Origin of the sequence: Hymenobacter gelipurpurascens, assembly GCF_900187375.1 — a bacterium.
GTDB lineage: Bacteria > Bacteroidota > Bacteroidia > Cytophagales > Hymenobacteraceae > Hymenobacter > Hymenobacter gelipurpurascens.
Genome location: NZ_FYEW01000002.1, coordinates 417434 through 437592 on the forward strand (window position 1 = coordinate 417434; position 20159 = coordinate 437592).

Below are 20159 nucleotides of genomic sequence, written 5' to 3' on the forward strand. Positions count from 1 at the left end.
CAAAGTACGTTAGTACCCGCCATAGTTCCCACCTACCGCTCCTCCAACCGGCCCAGCGCCGGCAGGTTTTCGGGGCTTGCAGAAGCGTTGGAAGAACCTCATCCGAACCGCTTGTCCGGATTCTCGTACTTTTGTTACATAAAGGGAGCCAGGCCGGTCGAGCCGTGCCCCGCATCTATGATCTTAAATATCTTACTTACCGTTCTGCTAGTGCTGCTGAACGGCTTTTTTGTGGCGGCAGAGTTTGCTTTCGTCAAGGTTCGTATCTCGCAGATTGAGATAAAGGCACAGAGCGGCAACCGGCTGGCTAAGCTCGTGCAGAACATGCTGCAAGACCTGAATTATTATTTGTCGGCTACGCAGCTGGGTATTACGCTGGCTTCACTGGCGCTGGGTTGGATTGGTGAAAGCGTGGTGGCCGAAGTGGTCATGGCCCTCATTGATCAGTTTCACATCACACTTTCGGCTACGGCCGTGCACCAGATTTCGCTGGTCACATCGTTTTCCATTATTACGGTTCTGCACATTGTGCTGGGTGAGCAGGCACCTAAGGTGCTGGCTATTCAGAAGCCCGAAAACACCACTATGGCCATTGCCATTCCGCTGCGGGCTTTCGCCTTTATCACGTTTCCGGCCATTTGGGTGCTGAACAAGCTTTCCAACATGGTGGCGGGTATGTTTGGCGGTGAGGTTACTCACGGCTCCGAAGCCCACTCTGCCGATGAGCTGCGGTTGCTGTTGGATCAAAGCAAGCAGAGCGGCGAGATTCAGGACTCCGAGCACGAGTTGATTGAGAACGTCTTTCAGTTTAACGACCGCATGGTGAAGCAGATCATGGTGCCCCGCACCAAGATTGCCGCCATCGATGTGAACTTGTCGCAGGATGCCCTATTGGAAACCGTGTACAACGAAGGCTACTCGCGCATTCCGGTGTACGAAGGCAACATCGATAACATCGTGGGAGTGCTGTATGTGAAGGACTTGCTGCAGATAATTCGTCGGAACGAGCCGATTCTGGTGGAGAAGATCATGCGGCCGGCCTATTTCGTGCCCGAAACCAAGAAGATCAACCGGTTGCTGCGCCAGTTTCAGCGCAAACACATGCACATGGCCGTGGTCAGCGACGAGTTCGGGGGCGTGTCGGGCATCGTGACGATTGAAGATATTATGGAGGAGCTGGTAGGCGAAATCCAGGATGAGTACGACAACGAAGTACCCGTGGTAGAAAAGGTCTCCGACCTGGAATACCGCGTAAACACGGCCACGCCTATCTCCGACGCCAACGAGTACCTGCCCTTCCCCTTACCCGAAGGCGACGACTATGAGTCGGTAGGTGGCCTACTGAACGTTATCTACGGTAACATTCCGGAAGTAGGCGACGTGGCCGTGCTCGATAACTACGAGTTCCGGGTGCTGAAACGCTCCCGCCGGGCCGTAGAGCTGGTACAGCTCCGCGTAACCACGCAGGCTGAGCGCGAAGAAGAAGCCAATGAAGAGTTGAGCCTCTAGGCCAGTAGCTCAGGTGCTAGGCCACTAAGCATAACAAAAAAGCCCTCACTTGGAGGGCTTTTTTGTTATGCTTAGTGGCCTAGTGCTATACTTCGTGTGTAAACCAGCTGGCGTATAGCACATAGTTATCTGCGGTGCGCTGGATGGTTGCGCGCTGCTCCTCAGTTACGGGCTTGATTTTTCGAGCCGGGATACCCGCATACAGGTAGCCGGGCTCGCACTGGGTGTTTTCCAGCACTACGGCGCCGGCCGCAATAATGCAGCCCTGGCCCACCACAGCCCGGTCCATCACGATGGCGCCCATGCCAATCAGCACATCATCTTCCAAGGAACAGCCATGCACAATGGCCTTGTGGCCGATGCTCACGCGGGCGCCAATAGTAGTAGCCGCCTTCTGATAGGTACAATGAATAACGGCGCCGTCCTGAACATTGGTCTGCTCACCGATGCGGATACTGTTCACATCACCGCGGATTACGGCATTGAACCACACGGTACACTTGGCCCCAAGCGTAACATCGCCTACAACGGTGGCATTGTCTGCTAGGTAGCAGTCAGGCGCAATTTCAGGGTGTTTGCCTTGCACAGGCAGTATGAGTGGAGGCATGAAGTTTACCAGTAATTCGTTATATTAAACAAGGCCAATTAATGCTGCATCTTATTCATTTACAGCATAATGCCTACCCATAAGCCACCTTTTGCGGATAGGGCTGATGCAAAGGATGACTTTTGACATGCAGCCCTTCACCAGTGCAGAATTGCTACGGCCATGAATGAGCAGCAAAACGTCCAGGTAGTGCAGGAAGGATATGCGCTTTTCAACCAGGGAAACATTCCGAACCTGCTGAAACTCTACACAGAAGATGTTGAGTTTATCGTGCCCGGCCCATCGGATATTATTCCCTATGCCGGGGTATATCGGGGGCTAGAGCAGGTAGCCGATTTCTTCTCTAAAGTACACGATGCTATTGTATTTGATCGATTTGAACCCGTCGACTATATCGTTCAGGAAGACAAAGTAGTGGTACTGGGCTACTCTAAAGCACGGGTTCGGGCCAATGATCAACCACACGAGGAAGAGTGGGCCCATGCCTTTGTCATGCGCGAAGGCAAGGTCAGCCGTTTCCAGATTTTCACGGATACTGCGGCTACCAGCCAAGCTTTTCAAGCGCGCAAAGCCGTGGCCCACTGACCCAAAGTACTATAACTGCTTCTGCATTACCGCGTCAGCATGCGCTTCCAGGTGCCTTTGTCCCAGTTATATTTCAGGGTACTGGGCAGCGCCTGCCAGAAGTACTTGCTGGTCTCGACGGCGAAACTGGGCTGCATATAACAGTTAATGGTGCAGCCTTCGCACTGGGGTAGGCGGCCTTCCAGGGCGGCTAACTGCTGCACCGGCTCAGAGTGGTAGAGCTCGTGCAGGCGGCCTTCAATCGGAAATTTCTGCTCGCCTAAATGGTAGCAGGGCAGCACCAGCTCGTTGGAAGGCGAAATGACCAGCGTGGTGCTGGCAGCCCGACAAACGGGTGCGGCTACATGGTTGCCACCATCTCGGCGTAGCTGCACAAAGGCTTCGTTGAGATATACGCCCTTGCGCTTACCGAACGCCGAAAGGTAATCCAGTTCTTCCTCCGTGAGCTGTTCGCCGGTTGCCACGGTGTTGTATTCGAAGGCCGGATTGAGAATCAGAACCAGCTTATTGGGCTGCGTGATGTCGCGGTACACGGCCTCCAGGTCCTTCAGATTCTCCCGAAATACCGTGAACAGGATATCGGGCCGCTCGCCCAACTCCTTTGCTACCCGAATGCTTTCCAGCACAAAATCGTAGCAGGCCACTCCCCTCCCCTTGTCGTGCACTTCCTTTTCGGAAGCATCCAGCGAAAAGTGCAGCATATCGACCTTGCCGCGCAGCCTTTCAGCATACTTGGGATAGAGCAGGCAGTTCGTGGTGAGCGTTGTGATAAAGCCCATATCGTGGGCCAGGCCTACAAACTCATGAATCTGGCGGTGCAGCAGCGGCTCGCCACCCGTAAAGTCCACCACCGAAACGCCCAGTTTTTTCAGGTCGCGCAGGTTCTGGGTGACATCTTCCAGCGTGATATAAGGTGAGGGTTTCTCCCAGATATCACAGAAAGAGCAGCGCGCGTTACACCGGTAGGTAACGTAGTAATTGCACAGAACCGGATGACGAACAAGGCGCATAGGAAGGGCGTCGGCTGATGAGTAGTAGCTAACCGCCGCAAGCTACAAAGGCTTTTTTGCCCGTCGGCTGCGTATGGTTTGGCTAGGTCTAGAAAGGCTAGTGAGGGAGCTTCCCCCAAGCCGTATCCCATTTGCGGGGCGTAGCGGCCAGGGCTTCTGCAGTAGCTGGTCCATAATGCTCCAGATAATAGTTGCAGAAGCCTTTGAGGGGGCAGCGGGGGCAGTCGGGCTTGGCAAACAGACACACACGCTGGCCTAGCCAATAATTGTGCTTGTGAAAGTTGAGCAGCACCAAGGCATCCTTGGGCAGATGCTCCAGCAGCACCTTATGCGCTTTATCGGCCGAAGCCTTCGGGCCGATCTGGCCTACGCGCTGGGCAATGCGGTGTACGTGCGTATCGATGGGCAGCACGGGTTTATGAAAATTGAACAGCAGCACCAGGGAGGCTGTTTTCAGGCCAATGCCGGGCATATCCGTCAGCCACTGCAGGCCCTGCTCTGTAGGCCACTCCGCCAGAAAATCAAGGGTAAACTCGCCCCGCTCAGCCTTAATGCGGCGCAGCACTTCCTGAATGCGGGGCGCCTGCGTATCGGGCCAGCGCGTAGTTCGGATGGCGTGGGCCAGGTCGGCCGTGGGCGCATCCAGAACGCCCTGCCAGTCGCCGAAGGCTTCCAGCATCCGGTCGTAGGCCAGTTCCTCATCGGCGTGCGTGGTGCGGTGCGAGAGAATGGTAGAAATCAGCTCCCGCATGGGCGTGCGACGTGGCTGTTCCAGCGTGAGCGGCTCAAAAAACTCGTTTAGCAGCAAATGATCCTGCCAGGTTTTCTCGGCGGGCGGCGAGGTGTAGGTTGTAGCCATAGGCGGTTGTACCTACTGGCCTAGCTTCGGGTTGCACTAATCGAACTGGCCTAGGCCACAAAAAAACCGGCGGTGCTCCAGGAGCACCGCCGGTTTTCTTTAAGATTGCGCTGAGGGGCAGCCTTGCTTAGATGGTGCCTTTCTCAGCAGCCTTCTTCAGCTTCTCGTTGGCGAAAATGGCTACCTCTACACGGCGGTTGGCAATGCGGCCAGCTTCCGTCGAGTTGTCAGCAATAGGCTGGGTCGAGCCGTAGCCCGTTACGGTGAAGCGCGAAGACTCCACGCCTTTCTGCTGCGCATAGTTGGCCACGGCCTGCGCACGACGCTGCGAAAGCGGGTTGTTGATGGCATCCGAACCGCTGGTATCGGTGTGGCCTTCCACAATCACGTTGGTGTCGCCGTACTTAATGAGGGTTTTAGCCAGCTCATTGATGTTGTCCTGAGCCGTAGCGGTCAGCGCGGCAGAGTTCTTAGCGAACAGGATACCCGAGTCGAAGGTGATCTTGATGCCTTCACCTACGCGCTCTACTTTGGCGCCAGCCATTTCCTTCTTCAGCTCAGCAGCCTGCTTATCCATGCGGCGGCCGATGAGGGCACCAGCACCACCACCTACGGCAGCTCCGATGATAGCACCACCAGCGGTGCTGTTTTTACCACCAATTACGCGGCCCAATACGCCACCCACTACGGCACCGCCGCCAGCACCCAACAGCCCACCCTTCAGGGTTTTGCTCATTGGCTTCTTGGTAGTGGTAGTAGTCGTGGTAGTGGTTTGGGCCTGAGCGAAGCTGCTACCAAACAAGAGCAGGGCCAGCAACAGGGTGAAATACGAACGAAGATTCGTCATGATGGAAAGAGTTTGGGGTGTCTTGGGTTGAAAATGCGAAATGGCAGTCTGTATAGTTGCCGGGTGCAAATATCACGTAAAACAACTGGACTGCTACCCGGCATTTTGCAACCATCTTGCCAAAAACGATGAAACTGCATAAAAATTATTCTGGAGGGCATTTCTTCCTAGCATTCGCCCTGTACAGTGGAGTTAGCCGTCAGCAAAACAAGCTCTTTTTCAGCAGGTTTCTAGTTGAAGCATGAGCTGCTACTTTCTACAAAAAATCCTCTTTCCCTCCCATCAGACTATAGGCCTAGAAGCTGTTTAGGCCACTTCCAGCCAAACAAAAAAGGGCTGCCCATGGTGGGCAGCCCTTTTCATCAGAAACTCGCTGAAAGCCTACAGACGGCCTTCTTCGGCAGCTTTTTTCATTTTGTCGTTGGCGTAGATAGCAATTTCTACCCGACGGTTTGCCTGCTTACCTTCTACAGTCGTGTTGTCGGCAATAGGCTGCGTAGAGCCGTAGCCCGAAACCGTGAAGCGCGAAGCATCAACACCTTGCTGCTGAGCGTAGTTGGCTACAGCCTGAGCACGGCGCTCCGAAAGAGGCTGGTTGATGGCATCCGAACCGCTGTTGTCAGTGTGACCTTCTACCAATACGTTCGTGTCGGGGTACTTCTTCAGTACCTCAGCCATTTTCGTGATTTCGGTCATCGAAGCCGCACGCAGATCCGATTTGTTGGTGTCGAACAGGATGCCCGAGTCGAAGGTGATTTTGATGCCTTCGCCTACGCGCTCAACTTTGGCGTTCTGCATGTCTTTCTGCAGTTCTTCAGCCTGCTTGTCCATTTTGCGGCCAATGAGGGCACCACCAGCACCACCCACAGTAGCACCAATAATAGCCCCGGCAGCTGTACCACTCTTACCGCCAATTACGCGGCCCAGTACGCCACCTACTACGGCACCACCACCAGCACCCAGCAGGCCACCTTTAGCGGTCTTGCTCATGCCCGTTTTGCGCGGACCCGTGCCGTTTGTATCAGCCTCCGGAATGTTAGGGTTACGAGTGCTGGTAGAAGCGCAAGAGCTTACGAAAAGCAACAAGGCCATCAGCACTGAAAGAAGTGAACTACGAGATTTCATCTGATTGATTTTAGGTGGAGAGAAAAAAAGAGAAACAGACGGTTGGGCTTCTTTACTGAAGTTTGTTGTAAAAAGTTGGAGAAATATAGCCAGATCCCTATTCCTGATCTGGCGGCTCCAGCGTTTTGCGCCAAAAGAAAAAAAGCCCAACGAAAGTGTGAAATACACTTCTGTTAGGCCTTTTTCAAAAAGCTTGCCGAATATCCTTCAGGCGCTCGACTAAATGCGAGAAGCAGAGTTGGCTGCCTCTTTCACAGGCACTTCCACTGGCTTAAGCATCGTGATTAAATCGGTGAGCTTCTGCTTGAGGTCTTTGCGGTCCACAATGAAATCGAGGAAGCCGTGCTCCAGCACGAACTCGGCACTCTGGAAGCCCTTGGGCAAGTCTTTGCCAATGGTTTCCTTGATTACGCGCGGCCCGGCAAAGCCGATCAGGGCGCCTGGCTCGGCAATATTGAAGTCGCCGAGCATGGCGAAGGAAGCCGTTACGCCGCCCGTAGTGGGGTCGGTGAGCAGGGAAATATACGGAATGCCAGCCTCCGAAAGCATAGCCAGCTTGGCGGAGGTTTTCGCCATCTGCATCAAGGAGTACCCAGCCTCCATCATGCGGGCGCCACCGGAGCGCGAAATCATCAGGAAGGGCAGACGGTTGTGGCGGGCATAGTCGATGGCCCGGGCAATCTTCTCCCCTACCACGGAGCCCATCGAGCCCCCAATAAACTTGAAGTCCATGGCCGCTACCACCAAGCCTTGGCCGTTCATCTGGCCGTGGGCTGAGCGTACAGCGTCCTTCAGTCCCGTAGCTTTCTCGGTGGCCGCCACGCGCTGCGGATAGCCTTTGGTATCCACAAAATTCAGGGGGTCGGCGGAGTGCATATCGGCATCCAGCTCCGTGTAGGCCTGTTCATCGAACAAAAAGTCGAAGTAGTCGGCTGCGTCAACGCGGTCGTGGTGGTTGCACTTGGCGCAGGTGTAGAGCAGGCGCTTGTGCTCAGCCATGGTGGCTACGGTTTTGCACTCGGGGCACTTATACCACAGGCCGTCGGGCGTCTCTTTCTTCTGCTCCGTCGGGGTGACGATGCCTTTCTCTACGCGCTTAAACCAAGACATATTTCTTCTTAAATGAGACGTGAGGGGACGAAAAAGCCGGTCTGCGACCATAAACTGCTGCCACTGTCGGGCTTCTTCTAAGGTGCAAGTTACGGTAGATTCCAGGAGTGGTGAAAGGTGAGGGGGTGATTTAGTGAGTTGGAAAGTAAAGGACTTGAATCCGGCTGTCGTCCGGCGCATAACCAACGCCCGTATCACGCCAGCGCAACTGGCCTAGAGCATCACGTTCCGACAGAATCAGGTTCTGCGCGGTGCTCACGAATTCGAGCGAATATACTTCACACCTATCGGCTCACTTTTCCTTTCCTAGGCCAGGGTAATAGCCTTATCCAGGTACACATCTTGAATGACGTGCAGCAAATCAACGCCTTCCGCGAAAGGCCGCTGAAAGGCTTTCCGACCCGAAATCAGGCCCTGGCCGCCGGCGCGCTTATTAATGATGGCCGTCCGGATGGCGGCATCCCGGTCGCCGGCGCCCAGGCTTTCGCCGCCGGAGTTGATGAGCCCGATGCGGCCCATATAGCAGTTAGCCACTTGGTAGCGCGTCAGGTCGATGGGGTGGTCGGTGGCGAGCTTGTCGTACATGGCAGGGTGCGTTTTGCCGAATTTCAGGGTGCTGAAGCCGCCGTTGTTTTCGGGCAGCTTCTGCTTGATGATATCGGCCCCAATGGTGACGCCCAGGTGGTTGGCCTGCCCGGTAAGGTCGGCGGAAACGTGAAAATCTTTGTCCTGGGTTTTGAAGGCGTTGTTGCGCGTGTAGCACCAGAGCACCGTGGCCATGCCCAGCTCGTGGGCACGCTCAAAGGCGTGGGCTACTTCCTGCAGCTGCCTCCCCGATTCTTCCGAGCCGAAATAAACAGTGGCTCCTACGGCCGTTGCGCCCAGGTTCCAGGCCTCTTCCACCGAGCCGAACAAGATCTGGTCGTACTTATTGGGGTACGTCAGCAACTCGTTGTGGTTAATTTTCACCAGAAACGGAATTTTGTGGGCATAGCGCCGCGCCACCGTCCCGAAGGTACCGAACGTGGTAGCTACGGCATTGCAACCACCTTCTACTGCTAGTTTGATGATGTTTTCCGGATCGAAGTACAGGGGATTTGGACCAAAGGAAGCGCCGGCCGTGTGCTCAATACCTTGATCGACGGGCAGAATGCTGAGGTAGCCGGTGCCACTGAGGCGGCCGTGGTTGTATAACTGGCCTAGGCTGCGCAACACCTGCGGCGGTCGGCTGGAGGGAAGGAAGCACCGGTCCATGAAATCGGGGCCGGGCGCGTGGAGCTGCTCTTTGGGAATGGTGCTGCACTCGTGCGCTAAGAGGGGAGCCGTTTCGGCCGAAAGATTTTCCGTGATAGAAGCCATAAAAACAAGCGGTTAGGATGGACAGCAACTACACCAAAGATAACCCGAACGGCTATTGGGGCACGGCCCCGATTGCAACATCTGCCGGTAGTGCGTTACCTTGCTGGGGGCAAGCGACGCCGAGTGGCCTAGCACCCCGAATTTCGGTCTGAAACGTGTCTTTTTCGTGAAAAAATTTTCTTCTCTGGCTCTCTGCGCTCTGCTGGCTGCCACGGCGCTGCCGGGCTGCGTAGCTTCCAAAAAATACGACGACCTCAAGGCTCGCCAAGCTGCCACCGAGCAGGCCAAAGCCGATATCGAGCGCCAGCAGCGCCAGGCCGTTTCGGAGCTAAAAAAGACCACTGATGAGCTGGCTGAGCTGCGCCTGCAGGCGCGCCGCCTAGTAGACGACTCTACCGAAACCGGCCGTAACCTGCGCCGCACCCGCCAGCTCAACACGCAGCTCACCGATAGCTACGACAAGCTGCTGAAGAACTCCGACCGCACCATTGCCGATAAAAACGCCGACTATAACAAGATAGCCAAAGACCTGGCCCGCCGCGAGGCCGAGCTGGGCGAGCTGGATACCAACCTGAAAAAGAGCCGCGCCGATATCGATAAGCTCACCGCCGACCTCACGGCCCGCGAGGCTCGCCTGGCGGAGCTGCAGAAAGCGCTGGCCCAGAAAGACAAGGCCGTGAACGACCTGAAAGCCAGCGTAAGCAACGCGCTGCGCGGCTTCAAAGGCACCGACTTAGAGGTGAAGATGAAGGACGGCAAAGTGTACGTGTCGCTTTCGGAGCAGCTGCTGTTCAAAACGGGTTCAACTAAAGTAGACCCCAAAGGCCAAGAGGCTTTGAAGCAGCTAGCCGCCGCCCTCCAGAACCAGCCCGATGTGAACGTGGTAGTAGAAGGCCACACCGATAACGTAGCCTTCACGCGGCCTACCGCGGCCATGCAAGACAACTGGGACCTGAGCGTGCTGCGCGCCACCGAAATTGCGCGTCTGCTCACTACGGGCGGCATTCAGCCTCAGCGAGTAACGGCCTCGGGCCGCTCCCAGTACGTGCCTGTAGCGCCCAACGACTCGCCTGCCAACAAGGCCCTGAACCGTCGCACCGAAATCATTCTGACGCCAAAGCTCGACGAGCTGTTCAAGATTCTCGACACGAACTCCTCGAGCGGACAATAGGCCTAGGCCACTTCACCATGCAAAAGAGCGGGGCCAGCTATATTGGCCCCGCTCTTTTGGTATATTGCCCCATCTTATTCCTCTACTTATCTGTGCCTTATGAAAAATCTTACCCTCCGATTCTGGTCACTACTGCTGGGCTGGCTACTTCTATCTACCCAAGCCTGGGCCTCGCATGCTGCTGGAGGTGAAATTCTATATGCGCCTCTCACGGGCTCAGCAGATCGTTATCACATCACCGTCCGGTTGTTCAGGGGCACAGAAGCTACGACCGTTGACTTTGCCGAGTCTATTCCGCTGTTTTGCGCGAAGAACGGCTGCGATGTTGCTTCTGCCGGAAGCTTTGTGGTACAACTGACCCGTACCAAGCGCACTGATCCTGATGCTATCAGGTGTGGAGCAGTCGTGAATGAAATAAATATGTACGAGGGAGATGTAACGCTGCCTCCCAGCCGTTGGCTGCTGAGTACTTTGCAGGAGAATCGCTCAATAAGTATTCGCAACATTAGCCTGTCAGACTCACACAATTTGCATATAGAGTCCTTTCTGGATAATTCTAGTGGCCTAGTGAACTCTTCCCCCAAGTTCACGACTTACAAGCTGCCGTATCTCAGTAGCAACCAAGCTCACCAATACAGCTCCAGCGCCTTTGATATTGACGGTGACTCATTGGTCTACCAAGTGGCAGCGCCAAGAGAAAATAAGGCAGCGGCCATACAGCAATTCGGTTGCAGCAATGAAATCTCGTTTTACATACCGGCTCCTAACTTTACGGTAGATGCTGCAACGGGCGCGCTGCGCTCAACTTCTGCGGCCGTAGAGCTTGGTGATTATGTAATGCCTATTCGGGTAGATGAGTATCGGAAGCTCAACAGTGTCTGGACGAAGATTGGCAGCGTAACCCGTGAGCAAGTATATAGGGCCTACAATAGCACCAACCTCAACCCTACCTTCACAGGCCTCACCGTCAATAGCAGCACCACTACGCAACCCCTTGAGCAGATTATTCGGGTGAATCCGGGCCAGACCGTGGCCCTGACGCTGACTGCTACCGACCCCGACGCCGGGCAAGCCTTACGCTTCGTGAGTGATGTACCGGATGTTGTGCCGGGCACCACCCTGCAAACCTTAAACGCTACCCAGGCCCGCCTGACCTGGAGTGTACCCAGCACGCTTCCGCTGGGCCGGTACCGCCTCACGGTAGGCGTGGCCGACAATGGCTGCCCCACCAATGCCAGCGAAGTGCGGACCATCACGTTCCTGGTAACCAACCAGGTGCTGGCTACTGGCCCCCGTAGGCCACTCCTGCTCTCGGCCAGCCCCAATCCCTTCCAAAGCCAAGTGTCTTTCCAAGTAGCAAAGCCGCAGCCCGTAGTGGTGTTCGATGGCCTAGGCCGCGCCATTGCTCACCTGAAGAGCCGCCCCGATGGCACCGTAACCTGGCAGCCTGCCGCCGCCGTAGCGCCCGGCCTGTACTTCGCCCGCACCGCCGACGGCAAGCAACTTGTGCGGCTAGTGCGCGAGTAGTACAACCGAACTGGCTAAAACCAACAGCGCCGACTCCCAGGAGTCGGCGCTGTTGGTTTGTGAAGTGTCCTAGGCCAGTCTAGTTTGACGTGGGCAGGTTCACGATGAGGCGGGCGAAGTAGAAGCCGCCATTGTAGCCAAACTGGTTGGGATTGTAGATTGTCCGGCCGCGGTTGGTGTTGTCGAGGCTGGAGTTGTAGTTGAGCAAGGGGTCGACGGAGAAGTTGGTGGCGCTGTTCCTCGGATCGACCTTGAACTTATCCGGATACACGTTGAAGATGTTGTTGGCGCCTATCGTCAGGCCGATTTGCTTGCTTACCTGGGCGCTGAGCGTAAGGTCCGTTATCCATTTGGCCGAGAAGGTCTGGTCGATGGAGGAGTATAGGAAGTTGGGGTTGCCGGCCGGGCTACCCAGGCGGGCATCCTTGTACTGCACCGCCCCGAAACGCACCGTGCGCGCTTCCACGCTGAAAATACCCAATGAGTAACCAGCCGTCAGGTTGATTTTGCTGCGGGGCTGCGCTGTTTCGAGGCGGCCACGCTGCTGCCTATCAAACAGGGTGTTCTGTAGGCCAGTCTGGTCGGCATCGATGGTGGGCGAGCTGTTCACTTTGCGCACCTCCGTTTCGTTGAAGTTGGCAGCCACTGTCAGGCTGAGGTTGCCGGGACCAAGTAGCATGCGCTGGTTAGCCACGATATCAATACCGCGGGTGCGGGTGTTCACGGCATTCGCAAAGAACTGTACCTGACTTACCGGCAACGTGCCCAGAATCTGATTCACGGTTGCATTGGCGCGGCTAAACTGCGACGAAAGCACAATTCGGTCCTTGATATCGATCTGGTAGGCGTCCACCGTCACCGTGCCCGATTTCAGGATGCGTGCCGTGAGGCCCAGGCTGTAGTTCGTAGACTTCTCCTGTTTTAGAGCGGCCACTCCAAAGCCCTGCTGGCCGGTGCCGCCCGACGTGAAGCCATTGCGCACGATTTGGTCGTCGTTGCTGACGGTGAGCACTTGGTTGGGCGCCCCCTGCACAAACTGCGTGCTGGTATTGGTGAAGTAGCGCTGCTGCAGAGAGGGAGCTCGGAAACCATTGCTAAGAGCGCCGCGCACCGCAAAATCAGGCAGAATATTGTAGCGCGCCGCCAGCTTGCCGCTCACGTTCGAACCAAAGTCACTGTAGTCCTCGGCGCGGCCGGCTATGCCTACCAGAAAGTTTTCCGTGATGTCGCTTTCCAGATCTACATAGCCCGCTACGTTGTGGCGGGAGCGGTTCAGGGCATCGGAAGGTTGATAACCGGGGAAAACCTGGGCGCCGGCGGCAGCAAACGTAGGCGGGGTTCCCGGCGTAATGATGCGGCCATAGTTCTCATAAGAGCCCCGCTCGCCAGCCCGAATCTGGTAGTTATCGTCGCGGTACTCTGCCCCGAAAGCCACGTTGAGCGTGCTCAGGGCAGCTACGTTGGTAAAGCGCCGCGTGAAGTTCAGGTTGCTGGTGTTCTGCCGAAACGCAATGGTACCGGCGTAGAAGTTGGTGGGGCTCAGACCTACGGGCAACGACGCATTGAGCGTGTTGCTGATATCAAACCGTATTTCGTTGCGCCCGAAGGTGTTGCTCAGGTCAATATCAAACCCCAAAGCCCGCGCCCGGAGCCCCGTAATAATCGACTGATCATTAATCAGGGTGTTGATGAAGGGAAGAAAGCCATTTGGGTAGAGCGTGGCGTCGGTCTGGGTAATTTGGTTGGGCAGGCGGTAGAAACCAGCCGCTTTGCCCGTGCGCTGCATGGCGCCGGCCGTCGCATAGGCCTCTAGGCCTATGGCGGGCAGCACCTTGTAGCCGAAGTTCAGGAAGCCGCCGTAGTTGCGCGCCTCCGACTGGCCTAGGCGCAGGTTTTTGCGGTAGTAGCTGTTCTGGGCCACCAGCGCATCATCCTGGGCTTTCAGGTTACGCCGAAGCTGCTCGGTATTGGCGCTGCTTGGGTAGTTGCCGCTATTGCCGCCCAGGTAAATGAGCGGGGCCGTATCCTCGCCGGTACGATTGGTGTAGCTGCGGTTGCTGAACTGCCCGCTCAGGTCGAGGTAGCCGCGTCCGTTCAGGCCAATGCCCACGTTGGCGTCGGCCTGGTACAGCTCGCCGTCGCCTTTATACGTTTCGCCGATGGTAGTGCTGGCCTGCACGCCGGTAGTGTCGTCTTTCAGCTGGATGTTGATAACGCCCGCAATAGCATCGGAGCCGTATTGGGCCGCCGCTCCATCACGGAGCACCTCAATGCGCTTGATGGAGGCATTCGGAATCGTGTTCAGGTCGGTACCCACGGAACCGCGCCCCACGGTGCCATTGATGTTCACCAGCGCCGACGAATGCCGCCGCTTGCCGTTCACCAGCACCAGCACCTGGTCGGGACCCAGGCCGCGCAACGAAGCCGGGTCTACGTGGTCGGTGCCATCGGAAATAGCTTGCCGCGACGACTGAAACGACGGCGCGATGTACGTCAGAATCTGCGAAACATCGGTTTGGGCAAAGACCTTGATTTCGCGGGCCGAAATAACATCGACCGGCGAAGTGGTTTGAATATTGGAGCGGCCTTCCGAGGCCCGGGAGCCCGTTACCACCACTTCATTCAGGGCCGTTTCGTTGTCCACCAGCCGCACATCAATCGTGCTGCGTCCATTCAGCGGAATTTGCTGGGTAGCAGAACCTACGGCCGAAATAACCAGCGTAGCGGTAGGTGGAACGCTCAAACTAAACCGGCCGCTGGCATCGGTACTGGTTCCGTTGGAAGTGCCGCGTTCCAAGATCGTCACGCCGGGTTGGGCGGTGCCATTGCTATCCACCACCCGCCCCGTTACGGTGGTGTTTTGGGCCTGCGCCTGACTCACGAGAGCAAAGGCTACTGCGGGGAAAAGTAGAAGTTTCTGCATACCACAAGGAGATACTTAAGTGAATAGAGGAATCAATGAGAAATCAGATGGCACCAACTATCGGTGGGTTGTAGCAGAATGAGGAGTGCAGGAATCGAGTCAATATAATCATTGAATAGTAATAAATAATATTTTAATATTTCTAACCCTCTACAAACCATTCGTTTGCCTTGGAATATGTCACGCATTAACCAATGAGCAATCTGGGTGAGGGCCTCGCGCGAGTAGTAGCACCCGCTCTGGGTACTACATGAGCCAGAGTGGCCTAGACGAAAAAAGCCGCCTCTGCTGTTGCAGAGGCGGCTTTTTCGTAAACTTTTCTAGTAGCCGATAGGCCTAGAGCGTGAAATTCAAGCGGGCAAAATAGAAGGAGCCAGTGAAGCCGAACTGGTTGGAGCTGTATTGGAAACGGCCGCGGTTAGTGGCATCGAGGGTGCTATAGGCCAGGCTCTGCTCGTTGTTGTTGGGGTCCTGGTAGAGGCGGTCGGGGTACACGTTGAACAGGTTGTTCACGCCAATGCTTACGCCCAGATTCTTGATTACCTGGGCGCTGAGCACGAGGTCCGTCACCCATTTGGCTGAGAAGGTCTGGTCAATGAAGGCGCGGTTGGGGTTACTGTCCTTGGTTTGCACCTCCCCGAAGCGCACCGTCCGCAGATTGGCACTGAAAATCTTGTAGCCGTAGTCGGCACTCAGGTTGATTTTGCTGCGGGGCTGGCCATTCGTGAGGCGGGCGCGCTGAGCACGGTCAAACAGTGTGTTTTGCAGCGTAGGATTGTTGTCGATGATATCGGAGCTGTTGAAGCCGCGCACCGTAGTTTCGTTGAAGTTGGCCGCCGCTGTCAGGGTCAGGCGACTATCAGCACCCAGGTTCAAGCGCTCATTGGCCACAATATCGAGGCCGCGGGTGCGGGTATTCACGGCGTTGGCGAAGAACTGAATGCCCTGCACTGGCAACGTGCCCAGAATCTGGTTTACCGTAGCGTTGTCGCGGTTGTACTGGCTGCTGAGCACAATCCGGTCGTCGATATCAATCTGGTAGGCATCCACCGTGAGCGTAATGCTGCGGAGCACCCGCGCCGTGAGGCCCAGGCTGTAGTTCTTCGACTTCTCCTGCTTCAGGGAGCCAATACCGAAGGCGCGCGTGAGCGGGTTGTCGTTGTTGGTGGTCAGCACTTCGCGCAGCTCTCCACTGGTAAACTGGGTGCTGGAGTTGGTGAAGTAGCGCTGCTGCAACGAGGGCGCCCGGAAGCCATTGCCAATATTGCCCCGGATGGCCAGATCGGGCAAAATGCTGTAGCGCGCCGCCAGCTTGCCGCTTACGTTGTTGCCAAAGTCGCTGTAGCGCTCGGCGCGGACGGCCGTGCTCACCAGCAGCTTTTCGGTGATGTCGCTTTCCAGATCAACGTACCCGGCCACGTTGTTGCGGGAGCGGTCCGTGGCATCGGAAGGCCGGTAGCCTGCAAAGCCCTGCGAGCCTGCCGACGCGAAGGTAGCGGCCGTGTTGCCGCTGGCGGGCGTAATCACGCGGCCCTGCTCATTGATGCCGTTGGCATATGAGCCCAACTCTCCGGCCTTGATCTGGAAATTATCTACCCGATACTCGCCGCCAAAGGCTACGTTCAGGGTGCTTAGAACAGGCACGCTGGTGAATTTGCGCGAGAAGCCCAAGTTCACGGTGTTCTGCTGAAACACGAGCGTGCCGGCGTAAAACTCCGTGGGGCTGGTGCCCAGCGGCAGCGAGGCGTTGAGCGTGTTGGTGATGTCGTAGCGCAGGCTGTTGCGGCCGAAGGTGTTGCTCAGATCAGCCTGAAAACCCAGCACCTTGCCGCGTAGGCCAGTAATAACTGACTGGTCATCGACGGTGCTATTGATGAAGGGCAAGAAGCCATTCGGGTAGATGCTCAGGTCGATTTGGGTGGTTTGGGTGGGCAGCCGGTAGAGGGCCCCACCCCGGCCGGTGCGCCGCGTGATGCCGCCGGCCACGTAGGCTTCTAGGCCACTCGCGGGGGCCAGGGTGTAGGCCGCGTTCAGGAAGCCGCCGTAGGTGCGCGTATCAGAAGCACCCACCCGAATATCGCGGCGGTTGAAGCCGTTTTGCGCAATCAGCGCGTCGTCCTGGGCTTTGAGGGCGAGCTTCTGGTCGTTGGAAAGGCCACCGGGGTAGTTGCCACCGCTGGTGCCTTTGTAGATGAGCGGGGCCGTGTCGCGGCCGCTGCGGTCGAAGTAGCTGCGGTTGCTAAACTGCCCGCTCACATCCACAAAACCGCGGCCGCCTAGCCCGAAACCGGCATTGGCATCGGCCTGAAATAGCTCGCCGTCGCCTTCTACCGTCTGGCCTACGGTGCTGCTGGCGTTTACGCCCGTCGTGTCATCCTTCAGTTGAATATTGATAACGCCCGCAATGGCATCGGAGCCGTATTGGGCCGCTGCGCCTTCGCGCAGCACTTCAATACGCTTGATGGCCGCCGGCGGAATCACGTTCATATCGGTACCCACCGAGCCCCGGCCGGGGGTGCCGTTGATGTTCACCAGGGCTGAAGTATGGCGGCGCTTGCCGTTCACCAGCACCAGCACTTGATCGGGACCTAGGCCTCTTAGCGTTGCCGGGTCCACGAAGTCGGTGCCGTCCGTTACGGTTTGGCGCGTGCTCTGGAAGGAAGGCGCGATGTACGTCAGAATCTGCGTGACATCGGTTTGGGCGTAGGCCTTGATTTCGCGGGCCGAAATAACATCGACGGGCGAGGTGGTCAGGATATTGGAGCGGCCTTCCGTGGCGCGTGAGCCGGTTACAACCACCTCATTCAGCGTCGTTTCATTATCAGCCAGGCGTACATCCAGGTTGGTGCGGCCGTTCACCGGAATTTGCTGCGTGGTGGAGCCAATAGCCGATACCGTGAGCGTAGCCGTCGGCGAAACGCTTAGGCTGAAGCGGCCATCCGCATCGGTGCTGGTGCCGTTGGTGGTGCCACGCTCCAGCACCGTTACGCCGGGCTGAGCCTGGCCAGCGGTATTCATAACGCGACCCGTTACGGTCACGTTTTGGGCTACTGCCACAAAGCTGGTCAGCGACAAGGCTGTAACCAGCCCTAATTGGGCGGAGAACAAGTTTTTCATATCAAAAGCAAAAAAGAAACGACTACGCAAGTCACTAGGCCACTCTAGACTGGCCTAGCAATAGAAGATGAATTTTCAAGACTGTTTTAATCTCCTCTTCCCACATCAGCAGCGCTGCACCTGCCTACTCTGCAAGTGTCATCCCGGAGTTCCACAACTAGTTTAGTGGCACATACGCACAGCAGCCCATAAAAGCTGACAGCATCTAGCTTGTTGATGGCACCCCGGAAAGAAGAGAATACATGGCGTGTTTACGCCCTTGCTGCGCATCGGCAGCCCATCACACTAGCAACAACAACACCCAGCCACCGCTGCGCAAGAAAGCGCCAACTGAGCAGTACTGAGAGGAAAAAAGCAGGTAGCATTCAGCCGGCGTTTCTGCGCGTAGCAGGCGGCTGAGGAAGTATTTTTCACGCGGCAAAAGTAAAGTAACCCGTTCCGAAGAAGCACACGGCGTTTCTTCGGAACGGGTTATCAACTACAGATAAGCTAACAATTTGTTTTGCAGTATTTCACCGAGCTGCGAATACCCCTGCCGCAGGAGCACTTGTTGCTACTCCACGGTAGGCCTCCCACCACCTTCCCGGCAGCACGCCATCGGCCACATTCACCCGTTGCCCGGGGGCTGGCAGCAGCAGTGTTGTGCCAGGGTCTGCCTCGGCCACCAAGCGGTCGGCGGGCTCGTGCCAGCTGTGGAAAGCTAGGTTGAAGGTGGCCCAGTGCAGGGGCAGCAATGCTCCGCCGCCGAGGGCTTTGTGCGCGGCCAGGGCATGGCTAGGGCCCATATGAATATCGGCCCATTGGTCGTCGTAGGCCCCTATTTCCAGCATCACCACATCAAAGGGTCCGTAGGCCTCTCCTATCTCACGGAAGCCGGTTTCATAGGGACCAGAGTCGCCGCCGAAGAAGGCGCGGTGCTTGGGCCCGAGGATGCACCAGGAGGCCCAGAGCATGTTGTCGCGGGTGAGGCCGCGGCCGGTGAAGTGGCGGGCCGGCGTGGCCGCCAGCCGGTGCGAGTGGCCTACAGGCACTTCCTGCCACCAGTCGAGTTCCGTAATTTGCGCAGTTGCCACGCCCCAGCGGCGCAGGTGCCCGCCCACGCCCAAGGGGCAAAAAAACGGCACGCCCGTGCGGGCCAGTTCTCGAATGGCGTCTTTATCGAGGTGGTCGTAGTGGTCGTGAGAAAGGATGACGCCATCGAGCTTCGGTAATTCTGCCAAGGGTAAAGGCGGCGCGAAGAACCGCTTCGGGCCCAGCGCTACCGGCGAGGCACGCAGGCGCCACACGGGGTCTGTAAGGAAGCGCAGGCCATCTAGTTCGATGAGCGTGGAAGAATGGCCGAACCACGTAACGCGCAACGCCTCAGCTGGCACGGGCTCTTGCAACGCGGCCGCATCAGCCCGGAAGGGGCCTAGTGGCCTACGGGGCTCGCGCTCTTCTTTGCCCGTCAGCCAACGGCGCAGCATCAGCCCATAGTCTCCCGACATGCTGGTGGGAACAGTGTTCAGGTATTTTTTGCCGTCGAAGCGGGAAGGAGTTTTCATGATATAGGAAGGCGAGCCTGTGCCGCGCTCTATGGCAGACGTTCTGGCGGGCCGTTTACTTTAGCAGCAGTCGCACAACGGGCAAAACTCGCTCGGCCCACTGCTGCATGTGCTTGCCGGAATAATGCAGACCGTCGGGGGCAAACTGGGTGCCATCGTTGGCCGCGGCCCGCGTGAGGTCCGTGATATCGATGTAGGCCACTCCCGCCTGCGTGCATTCCTGTTTGGCAACGGCATTGAACTGATCTATCTCGCTGGAAATCTGGGTGCGGCTAAAGCTTACGCCGTACGGCGACTGACCCCAATCGGGAATAGACAGCACGAACACGCGCCCCGGCCGGTTGCCAGCGTACCGGACAGAAGTCTGCAGCAACTCCCGAAACTCCGTGCGGTACACTATGAGAGGCTGTCCCCGGAATTGGTTGTTCACGCCAATCATCAGCGACACCAGCTCGTAGGTTTTCTGGTTGTTGCTGGTTTTGATGGCCTGCTGCAGCTCGGCCGTAGTCCAGCCGGTTTGGGCAATGATATCGGGCTTCTGCAAGCCATCTTGCTGGCCCAGGCGAGCCAGCTGCACGCTCCAGCGGTCGGCCTCGCTTATACTTTGCCCAATGGTATAGGAGTCGCCGAGGGATAAAATACTGACGGTGGCAGCCGCAGGGGTTGGCGCGGGAGCCGGCGTAGTCGGGCTACTTTTCGGAGTCGGATCATCAGAAGGCTGCGCGCAGCCAAAGCTCAGCAGCAGGGAAAGAAAAAGGAGAATCCGCATTCGAAAACAAACAGAAAGAAGAGAGGCCAGCATCTACGGGATAGAGCCGTAACACAGATTGCCTCGCACGCATTCCTTCTGCGCTAGGCCACTTTTA

15 protein-coding genes are annotated in these 20159 nt (G+C 56.9%); 4 read left to right on the plus strand and 11 right to left on the minus strand.

What is annotated here, in order from left to right; genetic code table 11:
- The first annotated feature begins 177 nt into the window (after nucleotides 1-177).
- Nucleotides 178-1509: a hemolysin family protein gene (locus tag CFT68_RS13510; RefSeq protein ID WP_088844085.1), complete on the plus strand. Its 1332-nt coding sequence runs from the start codon at nucleotides 178-180 to the stop codon at nucleotides 1507-1509.
- Between the two features lie 85 nt (nucleotides 1510-1594).
- Here CFT68_RS13510 and CFT68_RS13515 read toward each other — a convergent pair whose 3' ends face one another.
- Nucleotides 1595-2116, minus strand: a complete 522-nt coding sequence (locus CFT68_RS13515) for a gamma carbonic anhydrase family protein (RefSeq protein ID WP_088844086.1) — start codon at nucleotides 2114-2116, stop codon at nucleotides 1595-1597.
- Between the two features lie 162 nt (nucleotides 2117-2278).
- Here CFT68_RS13515 and CFT68_RS13520 point away from each other — a divergent pair, with 162 nt between their 5' ends.
- Complete coding sequence (locus tag CFT68_RS13520; RefSeq protein WP_088844087.1) at nucleotides 2279-2701, plus strand: nuclear transport factor 2 family protein; 423 nt, start codon at nucleotides 2279-2281, stop codon at nucleotides 2699-2701.
- Between the two features lie 26 nt (nucleotides 2702-2727).
- Here CFT68_RS13520 and CFT68_RS13525 read toward each other — a convergent pair whose 3' ends face one another.
- From CFT68_RS13525 to CFT68_RS13550, 6 genes are all read right to left on the minus strand, one after another.
- Nucleotides 2728-3711 carry a radical SAM protein gene (locus CFT68_RS13525; RefSeq protein WP_088844088.1) on the minus strand — a complete coding sequence of 328 codons (984 nt, stop codon included), beginning with the start codon at nucleotides 3709-3711 and terminating at the stop codon, nucleotides 2728-2730.
- 97 nt (nucleotides 3712-3808) lie between these two features.
- On the minus strand, nucleotides 3809-4570 hold the full coding sequence (locus CFT68_RS13530) for an endonuclease III domain-containing protein (RefSeq protein WP_088844089.1): 762 nt from the start codon (nucleotides 4568-4570) through the stop codon (nucleotides 3809-3811).
- A 127-nt stretch (nucleotides 4571-4697) separates the two neighbouring features.
- Nucleotides 4698-5417: an OmpA family protein gene (locus CFT68_RS13535; protein WP_088844090.1), complete on the minus strand. Its 720-nt coding sequence runs from the start codon at nucleotides 5415-5417 to the stop codon at nucleotides 4698-4700.
- 381 nt (nucleotides 5418-5798) lie between these two features.
- Nucleotides 5799-6509 (minus strand): OmpA family protein, encoded by a 711-nt coding sequence (locus tag CFT68_RS13540; protein WP_088844091.1) that lies wholly within the window; start codon nucleotides 6507-6509, stop codon nucleotides 5799-5801.
- Between the two features lie 252 nt (nucleotides 6510-6761).
- Complete coding sequence (accD, locus tag CFT68_RS13545; protein ID WP_088844092.1) at nucleotides 6762-7652, minus strand: acetyl-CoA carboxylase, carboxyltransferase subunit beta; 891 nt, start codon at nucleotides 7650-7652, stop codon at nucleotides 6762-6764.
- 306 nt (nucleotides 7653-7958) lie between these two features.
- On the minus strand, nucleotides 7959-9011 hold the full coding sequence (locus CFT68_RS13550; RefSeq protein ID WP_088844093.1) for a class I fructose-bisphosphate aldolase: 1053 nt from the start codon (nucleotides 9009-9011) through the stop codon (nucleotides 7959-7961).
- A gap of 166 nt (nucleotides 9012-9177) precedes the next feature.
- On the opposite strand from CFT68_RS13550, the gene CFT68_RS13555 reads away from it, so the two are divergent.
- Nucleotides 9178-10182 (plus strand): OmpA family protein, encoded by a 1005-nt coding sequence (locus CFT68_RS13555; protein ID WP_245815391.1) that lies wholly within the window; start codon nucleotides 9178-9180, stop codon nucleotides 10180-10182.
- A gap of 99 nt (nucleotides 10183-10281) precedes the next feature.
- Nucleotides 10282-11709 carry a hypothetical protein gene (locus tag CFT68_RS13560; protein ID WP_141106557.1) on the plus strand — a complete coding sequence of 476 codons (1428 nt, stop codon included), beginning with the start codon at nucleotides 10282-10284 and terminating at the stop codon, nucleotides 11707-11709.
- A gap of 79 nt (nucleotides 11710-11788) precedes the next feature.
- On the opposite strand, the gene CFT68_RS13565 is transcribed toward CFT68_RS13560, so the two are convergent.
- From CFT68_RS13565 to CFT68_RS13580, 4 genes are all read right to left on the minus strand, one after another.
- Nucleotides 11789-14632: a TonB-dependent receptor gene (locus CFT68_RS13565; protein ID WP_088844095.1), complete on the minus strand. Its 2844-nt coding sequence runs from the start codon at nucleotides 14630-14632 to the stop codon at nucleotides 11789-11791.
- A gap of 336 nt (nucleotides 14633-14968) precedes the next feature.
- Nucleotides 14969-17749, minus strand: a complete 2781-nt coding sequence (locus CFT68_RS13570) for a TonB-dependent receptor (protein ID WP_088844096.1) — start codon at nucleotides 17747-17749, stop codon at nucleotides 14969-14971.
- Between the two features lie 512 nt (nucleotides 17750-18261).
- Nucleotides 18262-19293 carry an MBL fold metallo-hydrolase gene (locus tag CFT68_RS13575; protein ID WP_088844097.1) on the minus strand — a complete coding sequence of 344 codons (1032 nt, stop codon included), beginning with the start codon at nucleotides 19291-19293 and terminating at the stop codon, nucleotides 18262-18264.
- A gap of 55 nt (nucleotides 19294-19348) precedes the next feature.
- The gene (locus CFT68_RS13580; RefSeq protein WP_088844098.1) at nucleotides 19349-20062 is read right to left on the minus strand and encodes an SGNH/GDSL hydrolase family protein; all 714 of its coding nucleotides are present in this window, start codon (nucleotides 20060-20062) and stop codon (nucleotides 19349-19351) included.
- Nucleotides 20063-20159 lie beyond the last annotated feature (97 nt).

Coding starts and splice junctions, on each gene's coding strand:
- CFT68_RS13510 (WP_088844085.1), top strand. CDS start 178: ATGATCTTAAATATCTTACTTACCGTTCTGCTAGTGCTGCTGAACGGC.
- CFT68_RS13515 (WP_088844086.1), bottom strand. CDS start 2,116: ATGCCTCCACTCATACTGCCTGTGCAAGGCAAACACCCTGAAATTGCG.
- CFT68_RS13520 (WP_088844087.1), top strand. CDS start 2,279: ATGAATGAGCAGCAAAACGTCCAGGTAGTGCAGGAAGGATATGCGCTT.
- CFT68_RS13525 (WP_088844088.1), bottom strand. CDS start 3,711: ATGCGCCTTGTTCGTCATCCGGTTCTGTGCAATTACTACGTTACCTAC.
- CFT68_RS13530 (WP_088844089.1), bottom strand. CDS start 4,570: ATGGCTACAACCTACACCTCGCCGCCCGCCGAGAAAACCTGGCAGGAT.
- CFT68_RS13535 (WP_088844090.1), bottom strand. CDS start 5,417: ATGACGAATCTTCGTTCGTATTTCACCCTGTTGCTGGCCCTGCTCTTG.
- CFT68_RS13540 (WP_088844091.1), bottom strand. CDS start 6,509: ATGGCCTTGTTGCTTTTCGTAAGCTCTTGCGCTTCTACCAGCACTCGT.
- accD (WP_088844092.1), bottom strand. CDS start 7,652: ATGTCTTGGTTTAAGCGCGTAGAGAAAGGCATCGTCACCCCGACGGAG.
- CFT68_RS13550 (WP_088844093.1), bottom strand. CDS start 9,011: ATGGCTTCTATCACGGAAAATCTTTCGGCCGAAACGGCTCCCCTCTTA.
- CFT68_RS13560 (WP_141106557.1), top strand. CDS start 10,282: ATGAAAAATCTTACCCTCCGATTCTGGTCACTACTGCTGGGCTGGCTA.
- CFT68_RS13565 (WP_088844095.1), bottom strand. CDS start 14,632: ATGCAGAAACTTCTACTTTTCCCCGCAGTAGCCTTTGCTCTCGTGAGT.
- CFT68_RS13570 (WP_088844096.1), bottom strand. CDS start 17,749: ATGAAAAACTTGTTCTCCGCCCAATTAGGGCTGGTTACAGCCTTGTCG.
- CFT68_RS13575 (WP_088844097.1), bottom strand. CDS start 19,293: ATGAAAACTCCTTCCCGCTTCGACGGCAAAAAATACCTGAACACTGTT.
- CFT68_RS13580 (WP_088844098.1), bottom strand. CDS start 20,062: ATGCGGATTCTCCTTTTTCTTTCCCTGCTGCTGAGCTTTGGCTGCGCG.